At 72.2% G+C, this 19,479-nt stretch carries 25 protein-coding genes and 1 tRNA gene; 11 read left to right on the forward strand and 15 right to left on the reverse strand.

All coding sequences use genetic code 11. The annotated features are described in order from the left end of the window. Nucleotides 1-66 precede the first annotated feature (66 nt). The gene (locus L3K22_RS04520) at nucleotides 67-651 is read right to left on the reverse strand and encodes a sugar O-acetyltransferase (protein WP_263310345.1); all 585 of its coding nucleotides are present in this window, start codon (nucleotides 649-651) and stop codon (nucleotides 67-69) included. 29 nt (nucleotides 652-680) lie between these two features. Next, nucleotides 681-1,163: a GNAT family N-acetyltransferase gene (locus L3K22_RS04525; RefSeq protein WP_263310346.1), complete on the reverse strand. Its 483-nt coding sequence runs from the start codon at nucleotides 1,161-1,163 to the stop codon at nucleotides 681-683. A 38-nt stretch (nucleotides 1,164-1,201) separates the two neighbouring features. Here L3K22_RS04525 and L3K22_RS04530 point away from each other — a divergent pair, with 38 nt between their 5' ends. Then, the gene (locus L3K22_RS04530; protein WP_263310347.1) at nucleotides 1,202-1,621 is read left to right on the forward strand and encodes a YchJ family protein; all 420 of its coding nucleotides are present in this window, start codon (nucleotides 1,202-1,204) and stop codon (nucleotides 1,619-1,621) included. Nucleotides 1,622-1,725: 104 nt separating this feature from the next. Here L3K22_RS04530 and L3K22_RS04535 read toward each other — a convergent pair whose 3' ends face one another. Both L3K22_RS04535 and L3K22_RS04540 read right to left on the reverse strand, forming a co-directional pair. After that, on the reverse strand, nucleotides 1,726-2,202 hold the full coding sequence (locus L3K22_RS04535) for a hypothetical protein (RefSeq protein ID WP_263310348.1): 477 nt from the start codon (nucleotides 2,200-2,202) through the stop codon (nucleotides 1,726-1,728). A gap of 68 nt (nucleotides 2,203-2,270) precedes the next feature. Beyond that, a complete protein-coding gene (locus tag L3K22_RS04540; RefSeq protein WP_263310349.1) occupies nucleotides 2,271-3,026 on the reverse strand; it encodes an SDR family oxidoreductase in 756 nt (251 codons plus the stop codon). A gap of 162 nt (nucleotides 3,027-3,188) precedes the next feature. On the opposite strand from L3K22_RS04540, the gene L3K22_RS04545 reads away from it, so the two are divergent. The 3 genes from L3K22_RS04545 to L3K22_RS04555 all read left to right on the forward strand — a co-directional run bounded on the left by L3K22_RS04545 (nucleotide 3,189) and on the right by L3K22_RS04555 (nucleotide 4,166). After that, nucleotides 3,189-3,270: transfer RNA gene (locus L3K22_RS04545), tRNA-Leu, on the forward strand. Between the two features lie 126 nt (nucleotides 3,271-3,396). Next, nucleotides 3,397-3,603 carry a hypothetical protein gene (locus L3K22_RS04550; protein WP_263310350.1) on the forward strand — a complete coding sequence of 69 codons (207 nt, stop codon included), beginning with the start codon at nucleotides 3,397-3,399 and terminating at the stop codon, nucleotides 3,601-3,603. After that, complete coding sequence (locus L3K22_RS04555) at nucleotides 3,600-4,166, forward strand: hypothetical protein (protein ID WP_263310351.1); 567 nt, start codon at nucleotides 3,600-3,602, stop codon at nucleotides 4,164-4,166. The genes L3K22_RS04550 and L3K22_RS04555 overlap by 4 nt, the downstream gene beginning before the upstream one ends. 488 nt (nucleotides 4,167-4,654) lie before the next feature. Here the strand turns inward: L3K22_RS04555 and L3K22_RS04560 are convergent, their stop codons facing one another. Next, on the reverse strand, nucleotides 4,655-5,026 hold the full coding sequence (locus L3K22_RS04560) for a hypothetical protein (RefSeq protein ID WP_263310352.1): 372 nt from the start codon (nucleotides 5,024-5,026) through the stop codon (nucleotides 4,655-4,657). 253 nt (nucleotides 5,027-5,279) lie between these two features. On the opposite strand from L3K22_RS04560, the gene L3K22_RS04565 reads away from it, so the two are divergent. Together L3K22_RS04565 and L3K22_RS04570 are read left to right on the forward strand one after the other, a co-directional pair. After that, nucleotides 5,280-5,966: a histidine phosphatase family protein gene (locus tag L3K22_RS04565; RefSeq protein ID WP_263310353.1), complete on the forward strand. Its 687-nt coding sequence runs from the start codon at nucleotides 5,280-5,282 to the stop codon at nucleotides 5,964-5,966. Next, nucleotides 5,963-6,505, forward strand: coding sequence for a DUF4916 domain-containing protein (locus tag L3K22_RS04570; protein ID WP_263310354.1), 543 nt, complete (start codon nucleotides 5,963-5,965; stop codon nucleotides 6,503-6,505). The genes L3K22_RS04565 and L3K22_RS04570 overlap by 4 nt, the downstream gene beginning before the upstream one ends. 382 nt (nucleotides 6,506-6,887) lie before the next feature. Here L3K22_RS04570 and rdgB read toward each other — a convergent pair whose 3' ends face one another. The 6 genes from rdgB to clpS form a co-directional block, all read right to left on the reverse strand. Beyond that, complete coding sequence (gene rdgB / locus L3K22_RS04575) at nucleotides 6,888-7,526, reverse strand: RdgB/HAM1 family non-canonical purine NTP pyrophosphatase (RefSeq protein WP_263310355.1); 639 nt, start codon at nucleotides 7,524-7,526, stop codon at nucleotides 6,888-6,890. Further along, nucleotides 7,523-8,281 (reverse strand): ribonuclease PH, encoded by a 759-nt coding sequence (gene rph / locus L3K22_RS04580; RefSeq protein WP_263310356.1) that lies wholly within the window; start codon nucleotides 8,279-8,281, stop codon nucleotides 7,523-7,525. Before rph ends, rdgB begins: the two co-directional genes overlap by 4 nt. Nucleotides 8,282-8,305: 24 nt before the next feature. Then, on the reverse strand, nucleotides 8,306-9,088 hold the full coding sequence (locus L3K22_RS04585; RefSeq protein ID WP_263310357.1) for an MBL fold metallo-hydrolase: 783 nt from the start codon (nucleotides 9,086-9,088) through the stop codon (nucleotides 8,306-8,308). Then, on the reverse strand, nucleotides 9,085-9,897 hold the full coding sequence (gene murI / locus L3K22_RS04590) for a glutamate racemase (protein ID WP_263310358.1): 813 nt from the start codon (nucleotides 9,895-9,897) through the stop codon (nucleotides 9,085-9,087). Before murI ends, L3K22_RS04585 begins: the two co-directional genes overlap by 4 nt. Nucleotides 9,898-9,999: 102 nt before the next feature. Further along, nucleotides 10,000-10,635 carry a DUF2017 domain-containing protein gene (locus L3K22_RS04595; RefSeq protein WP_263310359.1) on the reverse strand — a complete coding sequence of 212 codons (636 nt, stop codon included), beginning with the start codon at nucleotides 10,633-10,635 and terminating at the stop codon, nucleotides 10,000-10,002. Next, on the reverse strand, nucleotides 10,635-10,958 hold the full coding sequence (clpS, locus tag L3K22_RS04600; RefSeq protein ID WP_010549741.1) for an ATP-dependent Clp protease adapter ClpS: 324 nt from the start codon (nucleotides 10,956-10,958) through the stop codon (nucleotides 10,635-10,637). The genes L3K22_RS04595 and clpS overlap by 1 nt, the downstream gene beginning before the upstream one ends. Nucleotides 10,959-11,069: 111 nt before the next feature. Here clpS and L3K22_RS04605 point away from each other — a divergent pair, with 111 nt between their 5' ends. Beyond that, complete coding sequence (locus L3K22_RS04605; protein ID WP_263310360.1) at nucleotides 11,070-12,449, forward strand: nicotinate phosphoribosyltransferase; 1,380 nt, start codon at nucleotides 11,070-11,072, stop codon at nucleotides 12,447-12,449. Nucleotides 12,450-12,480: 31 nt separating this feature from the next. Here L3K22_RS04605 and L3K22_RS04610 read toward each other — a convergent pair whose 3' ends face one another. Beyond that, nucleotides 12,481-14,289 carry a DEAD/DEAH box helicase gene (locus L3K22_RS04610; RefSeq protein ID WP_263310361.1) on the reverse strand — a complete coding sequence of 603 codons (1,809 nt, stop codon included), beginning with the start codon at nucleotides 14,287-14,289 and terminating at the stop codon, nucleotides 12,481-12,483. A gap of 136 nt (nucleotides 14,290-14,425) precedes the next feature. Beyond that, nucleotides 14,426-14,800 (reverse strand): DUF3039 domain-containing protein, encoded by a 375-nt coding sequence (locus tag L3K22_RS04615; RefSeq protein WP_263310417.1) that lies wholly within the window; start codon nucleotides 14,798-14,800, stop codon nucleotides 14,426-14,428. A gap of 110 nt (nucleotides 14,801-14,910) precedes the next feature. On the opposite strand from L3K22_RS04615, the gene L3K22_RS04620 reads away from it, so the two are divergent. Next, nucleotides 14,911-15,375 (forward strand): VanZ family protein, encoded by a 465-nt coding sequence (locus tag L3K22_RS04620; protein WP_263310362.1) that lies wholly within the window; start codon nucleotides 14,911-14,913, stop codon nucleotides 15,373-15,375. 134 nt (nucleotides 15,376-15,509) lie between these two features. On the opposite strand, the gene L3K22_RS04625 is transcribed toward L3K22_RS04620, so the two are convergent. After that, nucleotides 15,510-16,967, reverse strand: coding sequence for an NAD-dependent malic enzyme (locus tag L3K22_RS04625; protein ID WP_263310363.1), 1,458 nt, complete (start codon nucleotides 16,965-16,967; stop codon nucleotides 15,510-15,512). Between the two features lie 248 nt (nucleotides 16,968-17,215). On the opposite strand from L3K22_RS04625, the gene L3K22_RS04630 reads away from it, so the two are divergent. From L3K22_RS04630 to L3K22_RS04640, 3 genes are read left to right on the forward strand one after another with little or no spacing between them, the layout of a single operon-like run. Continuing rightward, complete coding sequence (locus L3K22_RS04630; RefSeq protein WP_263310364.1) at nucleotides 17,216-17,716, forward strand: C39 family peptidase; 501 nt, start codon at nucleotides 17,216-17,218, stop codon at nucleotides 17,714-17,716. Next, nucleotides 17,716-18,057 carry a hypothetical protein gene (locus L3K22_RS04635; protein WP_263310365.1) on the forward strand — a complete coding sequence of 114 codons (342 nt, stop codon included), beginning with the start codon at nucleotides 17,716-17,718 and terminating at the stop codon, nucleotides 18,055-18,057. Before L3K22_RS04630 ends, L3K22_RS04635 begins: the two co-directional genes overlap by 1 nt. After that, nucleotides 18,050-18,571 carry a hypothetical protein gene (locus L3K22_RS04640; protein ID WP_263310366.1) on the forward strand — a complete coding sequence of 174 codons (522 nt, stop codon included), beginning with the start codon at nucleotides 18,050-18,052 and terminating at the stop codon, nucleotides 18,569-18,571. Before L3K22_RS04635 ends, L3K22_RS04640 begins: the two co-directional genes overlap by 8 nt. Nucleotides 18,572-18,621: 50 nt before the next feature. Here L3K22_RS04640 and L3K22_RS04645 read toward each other — a convergent pair whose 3' ends face one another. Beyond that, nucleotides 18,622-19,221 carry a hypothetical protein gene (locus L3K22_RS04645; protein WP_263310367.1) on the reverse strand — a complete coding sequence of 200 codons (600 nt, stop codon included), beginning with the start codon at nucleotides 19,219-19,221 and terminating at the stop codon, nucleotides 18,622-18,624. Nucleotides 19,222-19,479 lie beyond the last annotated feature (258 nt).

Raw genomic sequence — 19,479 nt, forward strand, 5'->3', positions numbered from 1 at the left:
GCGGGCGCGGCCGTCGGCAGGAGCGCGGACGCGCCCGACGGGCGCCGCCGAGGCCGGCAGGACAGCTCAGAGCTCGCGGATCACCTTCGCGGGGCTGCCGACGGCGAGGCTCCGCGCTGGGATATCGCGGGTGACCACGGACCCCGCCCCGATCACGGAGTCCTCGCCGATGGTCACGCCCGGCATGATGATCGCTCCCCCGCCGATCCAGACGTTGTCGCCGATGGTGATCGGCTCCGCCGCCTCCCAGCCGTCCCGGCGCGGCCCGGGCTCCAGCGGGTGGATCGGGGTGAGCAGCTGGATGTTCGGGCCGAGCTGGCAGCTGCGGCCGATGCGGATGTCCACGACGTCCAGGGCCGTCAGCCCGAAGTTCACGAAGGTGCCCGCCCCGATGTGGAGACGGCTGCCGTAGTCCACCTGCAGCGGCGCGCGCACGTGCGCGCCCTCGCCGAAGGTCCCCAGCAGCTCGCGGAGGATCTCCTGCGCCCCGTCGGGATCGGCGGGGTACTCGCGGCCGAAGCGGTCGGACTCCTCCAGCGCGTGGCGGAACGCGGCCTGGATCTCGGGGTCGTCGGCGCGGTACCAGTCCCCCGCGAGCATGCGCTCGAGCGGGGTGCGGGGGTCGTTCTCGTCGATCTCGAAGCGCTTCATCGTCCCAGGATAGGGAACCTGCGCGGCGCTCAGCGGGGCAGGCGCATGCCGAGGCTGGGGTCCGAGTCGATGAAGCCGAGGGAGCGGTAGAGGCGCTGTCCCGGCGGATCGGCGAGCAGGGTGATGTACGGGTGCGGGGGCGCGGCCCGCTCGATCCGGTCGATGAGGTCCTCCATCACGGCGCGTCCGAGGCCGCGGCGCTGATGGTCGGGGTCGGTGGCGATGTCGGCGAGGTGGAAGTACCAGGTGCCGTCGCCGAGGGTGCGGCCCATGGCGGCGAGGCCGCCGTCGGCGGTGCGGATCGTGGTCCAGGCCCAGCTGTTCTCGAGCGCGCCGACCGCCTGCTCCGGGGTGCGGGGGCTGAGCCCCGCGATCTCGCGCAGACGGACGTACTCCCCGCTCCCCGGTGCGGCGTGCTCCAGGCGGTAGCCGTCGGGGAGTGCGGCCGGGCCGGCGGCGCCGGGCCCGTCGTCGGCGCCGAGGGCGGGGCTGTCGGGGTCACGGTCGGTCATGGGGCGATCCTGCCAGGTCCGACGGCGATACTGGGACCATGGCCGATTCCCCTGCTCCCCTGCCCGACGACGCCCGCTGCCCCTGCGGGAGCGGTGACGTGCTCGGCGCCTGCTGCGGGCCCGTGCTGCGCCGCGAGCGTCGTGCACCGACCGCCGAGGCGCTGATGCGCTCACGGTACACCGCCTTCGCCGTGCGGGACCTGGAGCACCTGCTGCGCAGCTGGCACCCCACCACCGCCCCCTCGCGGGAGGATCTCGCCGCCTCGCTCGCCGAGGAGGTGCGCTGGCTCCGGCTGGAGATCCACGCGAGCTCGGCGGGCGGTCCCTTCGACGACGCGGGGACGGTGGAGTTCACCACGATCTCGAAGGGGTCGGGCGGCCGCGCTGTCCAGCACGAGATCTCCCGCTTCGTGCGCGAGGACGGGACGTGGCTCTACCTAGACGGTCAGGTGGACTGAGTCCCGACCGGCCGGTCCGCGCGCGCACGGACGCGAGGACGCCCCGGACCCGCTCGGGGTCCAGGGCGTCGCGACGTGGAGCGGCCGTGCTGGGGCCGCGGACGTCAACTGCCGGCGGCGGCGACCTTCTTCTCGGCCCGCTTCGCGGCCTCCTGCAGGATCGCGCCGAGCTCGGCGGCCTGCTTCTCCGCCCCCTTGGAGCGGGGCAGCGAGGACTTCTTCACGGACTTCGCGGCCTTCTTCGCGGAGCGCTCGGTGCTGCGACGCGCTTCCTTCATGGCCGCGGCGACCTTCTCGCCCCGCCTCGGCTCGCGCCGCGAGCGGGCGACCAGCACCGCGATGCCCGCGCCGAGCACGACCACGCCGATGACGCCGCCCACGACCACAGGAAGGGTCGAGTCGGACTTCCCGTCACCGGCGGCCGAAAAACCCTTGACCGAGCCGACGAGCTCGTTCTTCCAGCGGGTCACGGCGTTCTTCGGGCTCACGCGGTCGATCAGCTCATCGATGTCGGACGCGAGGTTGTCCTGACGCCGATAGGCCTCGTCACGCATGTCGTCCAGGCTCTTCTTGTCTGCCACCACTGCCTCCGGGTTGATCAGGGTCTGCTGTGCAGATCGTATCGTGATCGAGAGTACGGGTCGGACGATCAGCCCTTGGTGCGGGCCAGGAAGTCGTCGGCGCCGCCGACGAGCTCCACGTGCCCGGTCTCCACGTCGGCCGTCGCCATCTTCGCGACCTCGGCCGCGAACTCCTCGACCGAGTACAGCCTCCCGGCCGCCTCGCGGCGCTGCTCGAGGGCGCCCGGACGCGCGCGGTCCAGCAGCGTCGCCGTGACGGTGCCCTCGATCATGTCGCCCGAGACGACGACGAAGGTGACGCCCTTGTCGCGCATCTCCGGGAGGCGCTCGGTCAGGGCGGTCTCGCCGGCGCGCTTGGAGCGGGCGACCTGCTCGTACTCGGGCATGGTCTCGACGTCGTCGATGAAGTGGGCCTGGTGGCTGGTCACGAACACGACGCGACCGCCCGCGGGCAGATGCGCGAGGCCGGCCTCGAGCGCGGCGACCTGCGCATCGCGGTTCAGGCGCATGGCGTAGTCCTCGCCGAGGTCCTTCTCCATGCCGCCGGACGCGTTCAGCACCAGCAGGTCGAGCCCGCCGAAGCTCTCGACCGCGGCAGACATGAGCGCCTCGAGGCCCTCGGCCGTGGTGAGGTCCGCGCCCACGGCGACGGCCTTGCCGCCCGCGGCCTCGATCTCTGCGACGACCTTGTTCGCCCTCGGCGCCTTCTGGCGGTAGTTGATGACGACGTTCGCGCCCTCAGCGGCGAGCAGCTTCGCGGTGGCCGCACCGACCCCGCGCGAGGATCCGGTGACGACGGCGGTCTTGCCTGCGAGGGCGCTCATGGGGAACTCCTGAGAGGTCGGGGATCGGTGTCCGTGAAAGGTGGGGCGCGCTGTGCCGACCGGGACCGGTCCGGGCGTGCGCCTCCGACCGTCCGAGCCTACCGGAGCACGTCGACGAGCCGGTTCGGGCGCACCGCGACGCGCCAGCTAGGCTGGCCCGGCGCGCGAGTGGCGGAATTGGCAGACGCGCTGGATTTAGGTTCCAGTGCCCGAGGGCGTGAGGGTTCGAGTCCCTTCTCGCGCACGCATGCTTCTGGCTTTGACCAGCATCGAAGGGTCACCGTTGGGCCCCTCGGGGGTGAGGTGGGCACGAATTGGGCACATCGCCCCTCCGGGTAGGTCTGTCCTACCCCTCCCCCACCATGGCGGCATGAACATGAAGGACTGGCTCCGAGACCTCGAGCGGGAGATCGACCGACGCGTCACCGCCGCGGCTCGGCGAGGACACCTCGTCACTGTCGACGAGCTGCTCGAGACCCGAGTCGCACCGAACGGCGAGCTCGTCCACTTCTCGATCCGCGGGATCCTCGAGGAGGGCGACGGGTCGCAGGACCCGGGCTGGATGGAACCCGCGTGAGCCACGAGCTCTACCTCGCGCACCAGCGCGCCGTGCAGACGATCCACGGCATCGCGATCCGGTACCGGCTCGCACTCATCGGCCCGCGGATCAATGTCGCCCACTCCGAGCTCGATCCGGCCCTTCCTGAGCATTCGATCCGGGTCCGTGCCGGCGACAACGAGCTGCTGATTGACTCCGCCGACTGGGTCGGACGCCGCGCCGAGCTCGACGCGCACGACCTCGTGTGGCTGCTCGAGCACGTCGACCTCCGCGCCGCCCGGCCCCGGCCTGCAGCGCGCCGCTACGACGAGGCGTGGATGGTGGAGGGAGGCGGACCCCGCCCGGCGGTGAGTACGATCGCCCCACTGCACTGCCGACCAGGAGTGAGCATGGACCGAGACAGCCTGATCAAGTACATCAACGCCACCATCGCGAGCGGCGACGCACAGACGTCCGCGCTGGACTACGACGTCGAAGCGATCGCGGACGAGCTCGAGCAGCAAGCTGGGCCTAGCACGGGCGAGAAGGTCGAGGCACCCGTCTTCTGGGCCACGATCCAGAAGCACAAGAAGAACGCATGACCATCACCGAGCCGCTTGGCGGGGTGCTCGTCGCCGCCGCGCTCAGCTGAGCTCAGCCGTAGGAGGCTGGCGCGTCGAGGTGTGGAACGGGTACGGGAGACGGGCGGGCGCAACAGGCACGAGCACGTCAAGAGGCCCCACCGGTGGGTGATCGGGCGCAGTGATGGTGCGTCATGGGTGGCGTCGCTCTCGTGCGAACGCTTGCCCAGTAGCAATCCGTGAGAGCTTCTGGCCAGGTTCGCGGTTACTCGCGACGCGGACGACGTCGTCACGGAACTCCTGGGGGTAGGGAGCGAGCATGATGCACATCCTTCCCTGCAACGCTTCTCAGCGCCACAGATCATGTGACACCTACCCGCGCATCAGTCCCCCCTGCTGCTGAACCTCGCCCTGCTCGCGGCCGGTGGCTGGTACCTCACCGAACGCGGAGCCCGTCCAGTCGTGGAAGACCTGGGAATCGTCGACGAACGGCGACCGGCCTTCGAGGTCTACGCTCCCGAGCGGTTCACCGGACTCGGGGCGAGGCCACGGTGCTGATCGGTGATTCCCAGATCGAACGGGGGCCCTGGTAAGAGGTGCTCGATGCCCCAGTCGCCGTGCGGGGCCAGGGCGGCATGCTCCTCGACGAGGTCACCGCCACGGTGCCCGACACTGTCCACGACGATGCGGAGCGGGTGATTGTCTGGGCGGGATCGAACGACGCCCTGCACGAGCGGACCACGGACGACGCCGGGCAGGACATAGGCGAGCTCCTCGCGGCCGTCGCGGTCGCCGCCCCGGGCGCCGAGCTGGTCGTTCTCCCTGCCGCCGCTGGAGTGGGGCGACGTCACCGCGACGAACACCGCGCTCGAGGCCGTCACCGAGAGGGCCGGAGCGACTATGCTCGACCTCACCCCCGCTCTCGACGGGCAGCTCGCCGACGACGGCGTGCACCGCACCGGGGCCCGGTACGAGACCGTTGCGGAGGCGCTCGCCGCCCTCTGACCAACGGGCCGCCCGGATCGTCGGCCGGCTGGTCCAGTCTCGTCAGGGTCGACCATGCACGTCCTCGGAGCCCCACGCGATAGCCTCGGCCTGCGACCGCACACGGCTCGAGATCGAGGAGAGCGCCCCATGACCCTGTTCGGGCTCGTCCGCCACGGACAGACGGACTTCAACCTGCAGAACCTCTTCCAGGGGTCCTCGGACATCCCGCTGAACGACACCGGGATCGCGCAGGCCCACGCCGCCTTCGACCGGCTGCCCGCCGTGGACTGGGACGTGGTCATCACCTCGCCGCTGCAGCGCGCCGAGCAGACCGGGCGCATCATCGGCGAGGACCACGGCATCCCCTTCGGCGGCACGGAGCCGCGGCTGGTCGAGATCGACTGGGGCGCGGCCGAGGGACAGCCCGTCGAGGAGATGGAGGCCCGCTATCCGGGTCGTTCGTTCCCGGGCCGCGAGGACCATCAGGCCGTCGCCGACCGCGGCTACGACGCGCTCGAGGACCTCGAGACCCGCTACCCCGGCCAGAAGGTGCTGCTGGTCGCGCACGGCACCCTGATCCGCTTCCTGCTCTCGGGCATCATCGAGCGCCCGCTGCCCTCGATCCCGAACGCGACGCTGTCGCTGATCGAGCTCGAGGACACCACCTGGCGGGTGCGGATGATCGCCGGCGAACAGGTCGACCACGCCGTCGAGGTGCCCACCCGGGCGCAGAACCCCCGCTTCATCGTCGACAAGGCGCAGCTCGCGCCGCACACCACCGCCGGCGCCACGGGCGCCGCCACCACCGCACCGATCCCGGGAGGGAACGCATGAGCAGCCGCACCGCCGTGGACTCCGAGGGCTCCTGGTTCGATCCGGAGCGCATCTCCGACCTGCGCCGTCACCTGCCGATCACCTACGTCGACGTGGTGCCGGTGCGCACTGACGTGGACGGGGCCGTGGCCGAAGTGGGGCTGCTGCTGCGCGCCTCGGGCGCCGGCCAGATCGTGCGTTCGATCGTCTCCGGCCGGGTGCTGATCCACGAGACGCTGCGCGAGGCGATCGCCCGCCACGTCGAGAAGGACCTCGGGACGATGGCGATGCCGCGCGTCCCCGTCTCCCCCGTCCCGTTCACGGTCGCGGAGTACTTTCCCACGCCCGGCGTCTCCCCCTTCCACGACCCGCGCCAGCACGCGATCTCGCTGGCCTACGTGGTCCCGATCGACGGGGAGACCGCCCCGCAGGAGGACGCCCTGGAGCTGTCCTGGTTCGGGGTGGACGAGCTGCTGGGTGACTCCTCCCCGCTCCACGAGATGGACGGCGGCCGCGACCTGCTGGTGCGCCGGGCGCTGGCGTACATGGGCGCCGCCTGAACGGCATCGTCCGAGCGGCGCCCGTCCTGGGACCCGGCTCGGCCCCGCTGGCCCCTGCCCGGCCTCACTGGACCCGCGGCCCCCTCGACGTGATCGAGTGGCAGATCTCGACTGGATCAGCTCGATGGATCCGGTCGAGATCTGCCACTCGATGCGCGAGATGATCGCAGCCGCCGCAGCGGAAAGCCGTGGCGCCGCCGCGGCATCGCCTTGAATCCGCCGAGGGCTGCATCTGTACCGCCATCAGGCAGTCGTGGCGGTCCAGATGCAGCGCTCGGTGTCGGCCAGGGCGGGTCGGGGCCGGGTGGGCCGGCCAGGCTGCGTCGGGTCCGGGTGGGCCGGCCAGGGTGGGGCCGGTGCCGCCCGGCCCGGGGCCCGGGGCTCAGCCCAGCAGGCGGGCGACGTGCGGGGCGATCGCGCGGAACGCCTTTCCGCGGTGGGAGATCGCGTCCTTCGCCTCGGCGGTGAGCTCGGCGGAGGTGAGCTCCTCGCCGTCGGGCAGGAACAGCGGGTCGTAGCCGAAGCCGCCCTCGCCGCGTCGCTCCCGCAGCAGCGTGCCGGTCATCTCGCCGCGCTCGACGTGCTCGGCGCCGTCCGGGCCGACGAGCGCCGCCGCGCAGACGAAGCGGGCGCCGCGATGCGCGTCGGGCACGTCGGAGAGCTGGGCGAGCAGCAGGTCGTTGTTCGCCTCGTCGTCGCCGTGACGGCCCGACCAGCGGGCCGAGAAGATGCCCGGGGCGCCGCCGAGCACGTCGACGGCCAGGCCCGAGTCGTCGGCGACGGCGAGCAGCCCGGTCGCCGACGCGGCGGAGCGGGCCTTCAGCAGGGCGTTCCCCTCGAAGCTCACCTCGTCCTCGACCACATCGGGCAGCGCGATCCCGGCGGAGGAGATCACCTGCTCAGGGGCGAGGCCGGGCACGGCCGCGGCGAGGATCCGCTGCAGCTCGCGGAGCTTCTTCGCGTTGTGGGAGGCGAGGATGACCCGCGCCCCGGCGGGGACGACGCCGGAGGCGGCGCTCATGCCTGCGCAGCCAGGACGTCGCGCTGGATCTCGGCCAGGCGTGCGCAACCGGTGGTCGCGAGGTCCAGCAGGGTGCCGAGCTCGGCGCGGTCGAAGGGGGTGCCCTCGGCGGTGCCCTGCACCTCGACGAAGCCTCCGGTGCCGGTGACCACGACGTTCATGTCGGTGTCGGCGGTGACGTCCTCGCGGTACTCGAGGTCCAGCAGCGGCCGGCCCTCGACGATGCCGACGCTGATGGCGCTGACCGTGTCGGTGAGCACCTCGGACGCGGCCGGCAGATCGGTGTGGCGCTTCGCCCAGGAGACCGCGTCGGCCAGCGCCACGTAGGCGCCGGTGATCGCGGCGGTCCGGGTGCCGCCGTCGGCCTGGAGCACGTCGCAGTCCAGCTGAATGGTGTTCTCGCCGAGCGCGTCGAGGTCGATCACGGCACGCAGGGAGCGGCCGATCAGGCGGGAGATCTCGTGGGTGCGCCCGCCGATCTTCCCCTTCACGCTCTCGCGCGGCGAGCGGGTGTTCGTGGCCCGCGGCAGCATCGCGTACTCGGCGGTGACCCAGCCGGAGCCGGAGCCCTTCTTCCACCGCGGCACGCCCTCGCTGAAGGACGCGGTGCACAGCACACGGGTGCGGCCGAACTCGATCAGCGCGCTGCCCTCGGCCTGGTCCTGCCAGCCCCGGGTGATGCGCACCTCCCGCAGCTGGTCGGGGGTGCGGCCGTCGACGCGGTCGCCGACGAAGGTCTCGGTCTGGGGGCTCACGGGAGCTGCCTCCTCAGGGGTGGGTCAGGCGGTCACCTCGAGGATATCGGCCGAGCGGACCATCGTGATCGGGCCCGAGTGGACCTCCTGCGCCTCCGCGAGCGGGAACGCCGGATCGGTCCAGGCCGGGATGTGGGTGAGCGCGAGATGGCCCACCCCGGCCCGGGCGGCGGCCTCCCCGGCGCGGCGCCCGGTCAGGTGCACGCCGGTGAAGCGGTCGTCGCGGCCCTCGATGTAGCCGGCCTCGCACAGGAACAGGTCCGCGCCGCGTGCCAGGTCGTCCAGCGCCTCGCACTCGTCGGTGTCGCCGGAGTAGGCGAGGACGGCGTCACCCGCGGTGATGCGGAAGCCGTAGGCCTCCACCGGGTGCAGCACGGCGCGGGTCTCGATCGAGAAGGGCCCGATCATGAAGCGGTGTCCGTCGGAGAGTGGGTGGTGCTCGAACGGGGAGCAGGTCACGCCGTCGGGCACGTTCCCCTCGCGGCTGAGCACCGCGGAGAGCCGGTCCGGCAGCGGGGCCGGGGCGTGGATCGGCAGCTGGCCGAGGTCCGTGCGGGAGTGGTAGGCCCAGAACACCTCGAGACCGGTGAGGTCGAGGTAGTGGTCGGGGTGGAGGTGGGAGATGATCACCGCGTCGAGATCGGCGGGGTCGATCACGCTCTGCAGCGGCCCGAAGGCGCCGGAGCCGAGGTCCATCAGCACCCGCCAGGTGCGCCCCGCCTCGTCCTCGTGCTCGAGGAGGTAGCTGGAGGCGGCGCCCTCGGGGCCGGCGAAGCTGCCGGAGCAGCCGATGACGTGGACCCTCATGCGCTCACCACCGGCAGCGACCCGGTCATGTCCAGGGTGGGGCCGAGGAAGCGCCGCGAGAGCAGCGCGAACTGCTCGCTGCCGCGGCCCTCGGCGGTCTGGGAGAAGACGTGGCGCGGAGAGCGGTCGGTCTCGCGCAGGGCGTCCGCGGCGTGCAGCTGGCGGAACACGTCCAGCGCCGTCTCCTCCGCGGAGGAGACGAGGATGACGTCCGGGCCCATCAGGTAGCTGATGGGACCGGCGAGCATCGGGTAGTGGGTGCAGCCGAGCACGAGCGTGTCCACGCCCGCCTCGCGCACCGGAGCGAGGTACTCCTCGGCCACCTCGAGCACCTCGCGCCCGCTCACCACGCCGTTCTCGACGAACTCGACGAAGCGGGGGCAGGCCTGGGTGATCAGGTCGAGCTGGGGGGCCGCGGCGAAAGCGTCCTCGTAGGCGCGGGAGGTGACGGTGCCCTGGGTGGCGATCACGCCGACCCTCCCGTTGCGGGTCGCGGCGACGGCGCGGCGCACGGCCGGCTGGATCACCTCGATTACCGGCACGTCGTAGCGTTCGCGCGCATCGCGCAGCACGGCGGCCGACGCGGTGTTGCAGGCGATCACGAGCATCTTCACGCCGTGCTCGACGAGACGGTCCATGATCTCCAGCGCCAGCGAGCGCACCTCGGCGATCGGGCGGGGGCCGTAGGGCCCGTGCTCGGTGTCGCCGATGTAGAGCAGCTCCTCCTGCGGCAGCTGATCCAGCACGGCGCGGGCGACCGTCAGGCCGCCCACCCCGGAGTCGAAGATCCCGATCGGCGCGTTGTTCATCCCGGCAAGGCTAGTGCGGACAGGTGTCCAGGGCAGTGACGGCGCGCTCACTGCGTGCCGTTTCACAGATCGTCCACACCCGGCACGCGACCGGACGACCCGTCAGTCCAGGGCTCGCAGCAGGCTCTCCTGGAGCCAGCTCAGCAGCTCGTACACGGCGATGACGATGTCGGAGCCGACGTGCTCCTCGTCGCCGGTGGAGCCCGCGCCCTCGACCCGCTCGCCGATCTGCTGGAGCATCCGGACGGTGTCGAAGTCGCCGTCGCGCTGCAGGCCGAGCCGGTCGGCGAGCACGATCCGCACGTCGTTCAGTGCGCGCAGCATCGACATCGCCTCGTCCTCGTCCAGGACCACCTCGCTGTGTCCTCCCCCGGCCGCGTCGAGGATCCTCATCACCCGGCGGAGGTCGGCGAGCTTCGCGTCGGCCAGATCGCGCTGGCCCAGGCGCCGGTACTCCTCGGCGAGCGCCGGGTCCTCCGACGCGGCGGGGAACAGGCGCCGCACGGCGGAGTCCGAGGGGGTGCGGGCCTCGCGGCCGGCGAACTCGGCCTCGAGCCGGCGCAGCGGGTCCTCGCTCTCGGCGGCGCGGCGCAGCGCGTCCCCGCCCTGGTCGATGCCGAGGTCCCCGCAGATCAGGTCCGCGGTCTCCTGGGCGACCTGGGCGATGATCGCCTTCTCCTCGCCGTCGAGGCGGCAGGCGAGGGAGCCGTCGGGTCGACGTCGGAACGCATGCGCCATCAGCCCTCCCCCGCCTTCTCGATCGTGGACTGCAGTCCGAAGGAGTGCATGGCCTGCACGTCGGTCTCCGCCTTCTCGCGCGAGCCGCGGGAGACGATCGCGCGGCCCTCCTCGTGGACCTGCATCATCAGCTGCTCGGCGACCACGCGGGAGTACCCGAAGTAGCGGCGGAAGACGAACACGACGTAGCTCATGAGGTTCACCGGGTCGTTCCAGACCACGGTGCACCAGGGCCCCTCGGTCTCGAGCGTCGTGCGCTCCTCCGTCGCGGCATCGGTGCGGGTCCGCGTCCGCGGCTCCGCCCGCGGCAGATCGACCGGCATGCACATCCCTCCTGAGTCTCGCCGCTGCCCGGGGCGCCGGGAGGGCGGCGCACCGAGTCTACGGGGCGCGCCGCCTCCCCTGCCCGCCCGCCACGCACTACGGTGGACACCGTGACTTCCGCCCTGCTCACCGACCTCTACGAGCTGACGATGCTGGAGGCGGCCCGTGATGCGGGGACCGCCTCCCGCCGCTGCGTCTTCGAGGTGTTCACCCGCTCCCTGCCCGTCGGGCGCCGCTACGGCGTGCTCGCCGGCACCGGCCGCGTGCTCGACGCGATCGCGGACTTCCGCTTCGACGACGCGGACCTGCGCTACCTCGCCTCCACCGGCGCGCTGCGGGAGGACACCCTCGACCATCTCGCGCAGTACGAGTTCACGGGCGACGTCTTCGGGTACCAGGAGGGCGAGCTGTTCTTCCCGAACTCGCCCGTGCTGCGGATCGAGGGGACCTTCGAGAGCGCGGTGATTCTGGAGACGGTCGTGCTCTCGATCCTCAACCACGACAGCGGCGTCGCCTCCGTCGGCTCGCGCATGGTCACCGCCGCGCGGGGCCGTCCCCTGATCGAGATGGGCGGGCGGCGCGTGCACGAGGACGCCGCGATCGCCGCAGCCCGCGCCGCGTACCTGGTCGGCTTCGCCTCCACCTCGAACCTCGCCGCGGGCGCGCACTACCGCATCCCCGCCGCGGGCACCTCCGCGCACGCCTTCACGCTGCTGTTCGACAGCGAGGAGGACGCCTTCCGCGCCCAGCTCACCACCCAGGGCGCCGGCACCACCGTGCTGGTGGACACCTATGACGTGGAGTCCGCGGTGCGCACCGCGGTGGAGATCGCCGGCCCCGGGCTCGGGGCGGTGCGGCTGGACTCCGGCGACCTGGCCGAGCAGGCCGGACGCGTGCGGGAGCTGCTGGACTCGCTCGGCGCGACCTCCACGCGCATCACCGCCACCGGCGACCTCGACGAGCACCGGGTCGAGGAGCTGAAGGATGAGCCGCTGGACGGCTACGGGATCGGCACCCGCCTGGTGACCGGCGGCGGGCACCCCGCCCCCGGCTTCGTGTACAAGCTCGTCGAGCGCGAGGGCGCCGACGGGCAGATGCATCCGGTCGGCAAGCGGTCGACGGACAAGGCGACCCTCGGGGCGGGCAAGGCCGCGTACCGGATGGTCGTCGGCGGGCAGGCCCGGGCGGAGCTGGTGCTCCCGGGCGAGGCGGAGGTCGCGGAGTTCGAGCGGGAGCTGACGGCGGAGCTGATCTCCGGCACGTCCAACCCTGACTGGGCCCGCACCTCGCTGCGTCCGCTGCAGGTGCCGCTGATCGAGGCCGGCGAGGACGTCGCCCCGAAGCGCGCCCCCGCACGGCTCGAGGCCGCCCGCGAGCGCCACGCCGCCTCCCTCGCGGAGCTAGGCCTCTCGGCCGACGACGGGCCCGACGGCGAGATCGCGATCCCGACCCTCACCGACGGCGCGGAGGCCGCCCGCGTCCTGCGCTGAGCGCGCGGGCAGGGTCGGGAGTCGGCGGGGGTCAGCGGCGGCCGACGAACCAGCCGCGCACGATCGAGATCCGCTCCTCGATCTGCTCGGCGCTGGCCTGCGCGACGGCGGGCCCGCCGCTGCGCGAGCGCAGCGTGTTGTGGACCGAGCCGTGCGGGGTGCCGGACTTCTTCGCCCACGCCGAGACCAGGGAGCTGAGCTCCTTGCGCAGGTCCATGAGGCGGCGGTGGTCGACCACCCCGGGGGTCGTCGGCTGCTGGTCCGCACCGCTCTTCTGGCGTCGGGCCTGCTGCTGGGCCTGCTGCTGCTGGAGCACGACCCGCATCTGGTCGGCGTCCAGCAGCCCGGGGATGCCGAGGAACTCCTGCTCGTCCTCCGAGCCGATCATGCCGCCGGCGCCGTACTCGCCGCCGTCGAACAGGACCCGGTCGAAGGAGGCCTCCGACTCGAGCGCCTCGAAGCTCATCTCGAGCTGGTCGCTGGCCTGCTCGGGCCGGTTGGCCTGCTCGATCAGCGACTCGTCGAGCCCGGTCTCCTCATCGCCGGTCCTCGGCCGACGGTCCAGGACGTGGTCGCGCTCCTCCTCCATCGCGGCGGCGTGCGCCATCAGGATCGGGACGGTGGGCAGGAAGACGCTCGCGGTCTCGCCGCGGGTCCGCGAGCGCACGAAGCGGCCCACGGCCTGGGCGAAGAACATCGGAGTGGAGGTCGAGGTGGCGTAGACGCCGACGGACAGGCGCGGCACGTCCACGCCCTCGGACACCATGCGCACCGCGACCATCCAGCGGTCGTCGGAGGCGGAGAAGTCCTCGATGCGCTTGCCGGCGCCCTCGTCGTCCGAGAGCACCACGGTGGGCGCCTGCTCGGTGAGGTCGTGGAGGGTCGCGGCGTAGGCGCGGGCGGCCTTCTGGTCGGTGGCGATGACGAGCCCGCCCGCGTCGGGCACATGGCGGCGCACCTCGGTCAGGCGCCGGTCCGCGGCTGAGAGCACGGACTGGATCCACTCCCCATTGGGGTCCAGGGCGGTGCGCCAGGCCTGCTGGGTGATGTCCTTGGTCTCCAGCGCGCCGAGCTGGGCGGAGACCTCGTCGCCCGTCTTCGTGCGCCAGTGCATGCGCCCGGAGTAGGTCATGAACAGCACGGGGCGCACGACGTGATCGCGCAGCGCCTCGCCGTAGCCGTAGGTGTAGTCCGCCTTCGAGCGCGCGAAGCCCTCCGCGTCCTCCTCGTAGGTGACGAAGGGGATCTCGGAGTCGTCCGAGCGGAACGGCGTGCCGGTCAGGGCCAGGCGCCGCGTGGCGGGGTCGAAGGCCTCGCGCACCCCGTCGCCCCAGGTCCGGGAGTCGCCGGCGTGGTGGATCTCGTCGAGGATCACCAGGGTGCGGTCCGCCTCGGTGCGGGCGCGGTGCAGCGCCGGGTGCATGCCGATCTGGGCGTAGGTCACCGCGACGCCCTGGTAGTGGCTGCCGTGCGCGCCCTGGGAGTTGGAGAAGTTCGGGTCCAGGGAGATGCCCACGCGCGCGGCGGCGTCGGCCCACTGGGTCTTCAGGTGCTCCGTCGGGGCGACGACGGTGACCCGTCGGACGGTCCCCTCGGAGAGCAGACCCGCCGCGATCTGCAGCGCGAAGGTCGTCTTGCCGGCGCCCGGGGTCGCGACGGCCAGGAAGTCCTTCGGCGCCCGGGTGCGGTACATCTCGAGGGCCTCGGCCTGCCAGGCGCGCAGCTTGGGGACGGTGCCCCAGGCGGCGCGCTCGGGGTAGGCGACGGGGAGCGTCCTCGCCGCCGCCTCGGAGGGCTGGCGGGGGTCGCTCTGGGAGAAGAGGGAGGGAGTGGTGTTCACGGCGTGGACCACCGTACCGCCGGGGACCGACGACCCGCCCACCTGCCCGATGTGAGGAAGTCCGCGGGGGCGACGCGAGGGCGGCGCCGCCTCTCGGCGGCACCGCCCTCGCGGCGGCTTCCTGCAGGGCAGGGGCTCAGCGGCGACCGCCGAAGAAGCCGCGGAAGCCACCTCCCCCGCGGCCGGAGCCTCCCTTGCCTCCTGTGCCGTCGCCGCCGTCGTTCGGCTCGCGGATCCCCTCGTAGATCTCCTTGCACGCCGGGCACACCGGGTACTTCTCGGGGTCGCGGCCGGGCACCCACACCTTGCCGCACAGCGCGATCACGGGCGTGCCGCCGAGCGCGGCCTGGGTGATCTTGTCCTTGCGCACGTAGTGCGCGAACCGGTCGTGGTCGCCGTCGTCGGTGGTCTGCTCCTGCTCCTGCACCTGACGGTCCAGGACGGCGGTGGGCGCGGCCCCCGGGTCATCGGAGTAGGGGTCCATGCGGGACGGATCGGACGTGGAGGACATGGAGGTCATGACAGCCTCCCTCGCTTTCTGCCTCGGTCGCGGGCGTGCTCCTCGAAGCCTAGCGGCCCCGCCTCCGCAGGGACAGGACACGAGCCTGGGAGACTGCGTCCATGGATGCCGTGGCCGAGTTCTTCCGGAGGATCCCCGTCGAGATCGTGCGGGTCGGCGGCTCCGTGCCGTGGCGGACCGGCCTGCTCGGTCTCGCCCTGGTGCTCAACATCGGCTTCTTCCTGCCGCTGTCCCCGGGCGGGATCGGCCTGCCGGGGCTGGACAAGGCCGTGCACCTGCTCCTCTTCGCGGCCACCGTGTTCACCGCCGGACGGGTCCTCGCCCCCGCGCGGCGCTTCCCGATCGGCTGGGTCGTGCTGGCCGCACTGGTCCACGCCCTGGTGGTCGAGCTCGTCCAGCACGCCGCGATCCCGGGCCGCTCCGGCGACCCGGTGGACGTCCTCTTCGACGTGGTCGGCATCGCGCTCGGCCTCGGACTGTGGGCCGGCGAGCGGATGCTGCGCCGCGCCGCCGCCGAGCGGGAGGTGGAGCCGTCGGCCCCGCCGCTCGAGCATCCGCAGCGCTGAGCGGCCCTGGATCCCAGCGGCCATGGATCCGAGCGGCCGCAGCGCCGAGCGGTCGGTCGACGGGTCGCGCCCGGCCCCTGAGCGCACGGATCCGACGCCGCCGAGGCCGCGACGACCCCGGCGGCGCGGCGGGATCAGCCGTTCAGCGTGATCTCGTCGGCGTAGACCGCCGTCATCGTCCCGGTGATCGTGTCGATGGTGCCGGCCTCCTCGCGGGCGACATGCTCGACCGCGCTCGCGACCGCCTTGGTCACCCCGTCGTGGAAGACGCTGGGGACGATGTAGGTGGGGTTGAGCTCCTCGGCGCTGACCACGTCGGCCAGGGCGTTCGCCGCGGCCAGCAGCATCCGGTCGCTGACCCGGGTGGCGTGGGCGTCCAGCAGCCCGCGGAACACGCCGGGGAAGGCGAGGACGTTGTTGATCTGGTTGGCGAAGTCGCTGCGCCCGGTGGCGACGACCTCGGCGTGCTTGACCGCCTCGGCCGGGTCGATCTCCGGGGTGGGGTTCGCCATCGCGAAGACGACGGCGCGGTCCGCCATCGTCGCGACGTCCTCGGCGGAGAGGATGTTCCCTGCGCTGACGCCGATGAACACGTCGGCGCCCGCGACCGCGTCCTGCAGGGTGCCGGTGAGCTGGCGCGGGTTGGTGACCTCGGCGATCCAGGGCAGACGCCCCTCGAGCTTCTCGCGATTCTCGTGGATGATGCCGTCGATGTCGGTGACGATGATGTCGCGCGCACCGGCCGCGCGCAGCAGGCGCAGGATCGCGGTGCCCGCGGCGCCGGCGCCGGAGAGCACGATCCGCGCGGTGGAGATGTCCTTCTCCACCACGCGCAGGGCGTTGCGCAGCGCGGCGACGACCACGATCGCGGTGCCGTGCTGGTCGTCATGGAAGACGGGGATGTCGAGCTCGGCGCGCAGACGGTCCTCGATCTCGAAGCAGCGCGGAGCGGAGATGTCCTCGAGGTTGATGCCGGCGAAGACGGGCGCGATCGCCTTGACGTGGGCGACGATGTCGTCGACCGAGTGGGCGTCCAGGCAGATCGGGAACGCGTCGATGTTCGCGAAGCGCTTGAACAGGGCGGCCTTGCCCTCCATCACCGGCATCGCGGCGAGCGGCCCGAGGTCGCCCAGCCCCAGGATCGCGGAGCCGTCGGAGACGACGGCGACGGTGTTGCGCTTGATGGTCAGGCGGCGCGCGTCCTCGGGGTTCTCGGCGATCGCCTTGACCACGCGTGCCACGCCCGGGGTGTAGATCATCGAGAGGTCGTCGCGGTGGCGGATCGGGAGCTTCGACTCGACCGTCAGCTTGCCGCCCAGGTGGGCGAGGAAGGTGCGGTCCGAGACCTTGCCGAGCTCGACGCCCTCGAGCTCCTTGAGCGACTCGACGACCTCCATCGCGTGGTCGTGGCCGCTGGTCAGCACCGTGACGTCCGCCCGCATGCGCTCGGGCCCGGAGGCGGAGACATCGAGCGCGGTGACCGTCGCCCCGTGCTGCTCGATGCGGCCGGTGATGTCGCTGACCGCTGCGGAGCGTGCCGCGAACTCCAGACGGACGGTGATGGAATAGCTGACGGATGGCATCGGTGACATGGAGCACAGCCTAACGCGCTCGACCTGCTCGGATCGACCGCGCTACCTGCAGGTCAGGACGTCTGCCCGGAGGGAGCGGCGGCGGCCGTTCCGAGGATGGGGAGTTCTGCCGATGGCGCGATGTCGGAAACCCTGCTTGAGTGTGCGCGGACGGGCGGGGGACCCGTGGGGCGACGAGGAGAGCGTGAGCACATGGAATTCCTGGGGGCGGATACCGAGGCGACCCTCCCGGCTCCGAGGGCTGGGAGGTGCGGCTGCACGTCGACGGCGAGTGGACCGACGTGGCGGTCGATCCCTCCGACCTCGGAGCCCAGGAGACGGTCGACGCCGCCAGCGGTGAGCCCAGCTGGGCGTCGATCTACGAGATGGCGATGATCAACGCCCACGACGGACGCCCCTCCGCCGTCTCCGCGGACACGCCCGCCGCAGGGATCGAGATGATCACCGGCGAGCGGGCGAGCGAGTACGACACCGTCGCTCAGCCCTCCTTCGAGGAGTACAAGCAGGCGATCGACGAGGGACGCCCGGTGACGGTCATGACCGATCCGCTCAAGCCCATCGGTCCGGCGGCGGACGATCTCGTCGCGGCGCACGTGGACGAGGTCTCCGGCTACGACGAGGCGACCGGCGAGATCATCCTGACCGACCCGCACGGCCCGCAGTCGCAGAACCCGTACGAGGTGAGGATCGATCCGGACCACCCCGGATACGCCTTCTCCATCACGATGACGGGGATCGGTGAGCGGTGATGTCGCACTCGGATCACCGATCGGCGACCGCCGGGACTCCCCCGCGCCGCCATCTCGTCCAGCAGGCCGGGCAGGTCATCGAGCCGGGACTCCGTCTGGGCGTGTTCCGCACCCTCGCCGACGACGACGGCGCCTTCACAGTGCTCCGCCTGCGACGGGAGCGTTCCGCAGAGGTGCTCGAGGTCGAGATGCGAGCGGGGACCGTCCTCGAGGAGGAGGGCATCGGACGGATCGAGGTGCTGGAGGTCGTTCCCTCTGCTGCGGAGCATCGAGGGGCGGTCCTGCTCGAGGTCACGCGGACGAACCGGGAACCGCAGGCGGAAGAGGACTCTGGTGAGTGAACAGCACAGGCGCCGCTCACGGCTCGGCGTCGTCACGGCTCCCCGACGGGCGGCGACCCTCGCTCTCGCGACCGTCCTGCTGGCCGGCTGCGGCGGCGACGCTCCCCTTCCCCCGTCGGAGGCGGTCGCGACCTACGAGGCGGTGGCCGAGGACCTCCTCGCCGCCACGACCTCGGTGCGCGCGATGAGCTGGGAGCGGCGCGGGCAGGAGATCCTCGAGCCCGGCGCCGAGGACTGCCGCTACCAGGCGGGGATCTGGCAGGCCGACGCCAATCTCTACCCCGTGCCTGGACAGGGCATGGACTGGGATCCCTGGCGGGAGGCGCTCGGCCCCGTCCTCGAGGAGCACGGCTTCTCGTCGCTGGGCCGCGAACGACACAGCGGCGCCGTCTCCTGGCTGGAGGCCGACGGGGAGCACGGCGCACGGGTGCGGCTGACCGCCCAGGGCGAGCTGCGGATCACGGACATCCGCGTGGACGCCGAGGCGTGCGAGGACTCCGCCCTCGGGCTCTGACCATCACGACCCGGCGGCTCCTGGTCCAGGACCGCCGGCTGGAACGGGCCTCAGTCGGTGTACGCGGCGACGTCCCCGGCGTACCGGGCCCAGAGGGTCTGTGCGGCGGGGATCTGCTCGGCGTAGCGCTCGGGGTGGGCGGAGATCTGCACGGCCTGCGCGGCCTCGCCCGGCGCCCACTCGTGGTAGTCGGGGGCGAGGTCCAGCAGGCCGGGGGCCTCGGAGTGGTCGCCCAGGCCCAGGAACGCGTCGATCGCGCGCTTCTTGTGGCGCACCTCGTCGTAGGTGCCCCAGCCCATCGAGGGCCGCTGCTGGAACAGGCCGCCGGAGTCGAGGTCGACGGCGGGCTCGTAGTTGCGCAGCCAGGACTCCACGATCGCGGTCGCGAGGGTGATCGTCGCGGCCTGCTCGTCGAGATCGTGCCCCTTGATCACCGCGATGATGAACTTCGCGTTCTCGACCTGCCACTCGTCCATGGCGTCCAGGAGGAAGCCCTCGCGGGTCTCGGGACGGGTCAGGAACTCCTCTGTCCAGACGTCCTCGGCGCGGGCGGGGGCGATGGAGCCGAGCGCGGCGAGGGAGGAGAGGCCGACGACGCCGGCGAGGAGCAGGTGACGGCGGGAGAGCGCGGCGGACGCGGAGACGGGCATCGGGGTTCCTTCGGTGCGGAGGGCTCCGGGCTCGTCGAGCTCTCGGGGCGGGGCGCTGACAAGCTAACGAGGCATCCCGGATCCTGTGAAGGGCACCAGAAGCTCCCGGACAGCGCTGCGGCCTGCGGTTTGATCTGCGCATGACCTCGCCATGGAAGTCCGTGGCACGGAGCTCGTCGCGGCGTCGGCCCCGGTCGTGCCCTCTCCTGGACGCCTGTCACCGCGACTCACCGCGGAGCGAGGAGCGGGCTCGTCGGC

Source organism: Brachybacterium atlanticum (assembly GCF_025669985.1).
Classification (GTDB): domain Bacteria; phylum Actinomycetota; class Actinomycetes; order Actinomycetales; family Dermabacteraceae; genus Brachybacterium; species Brachybacterium conglomeratum.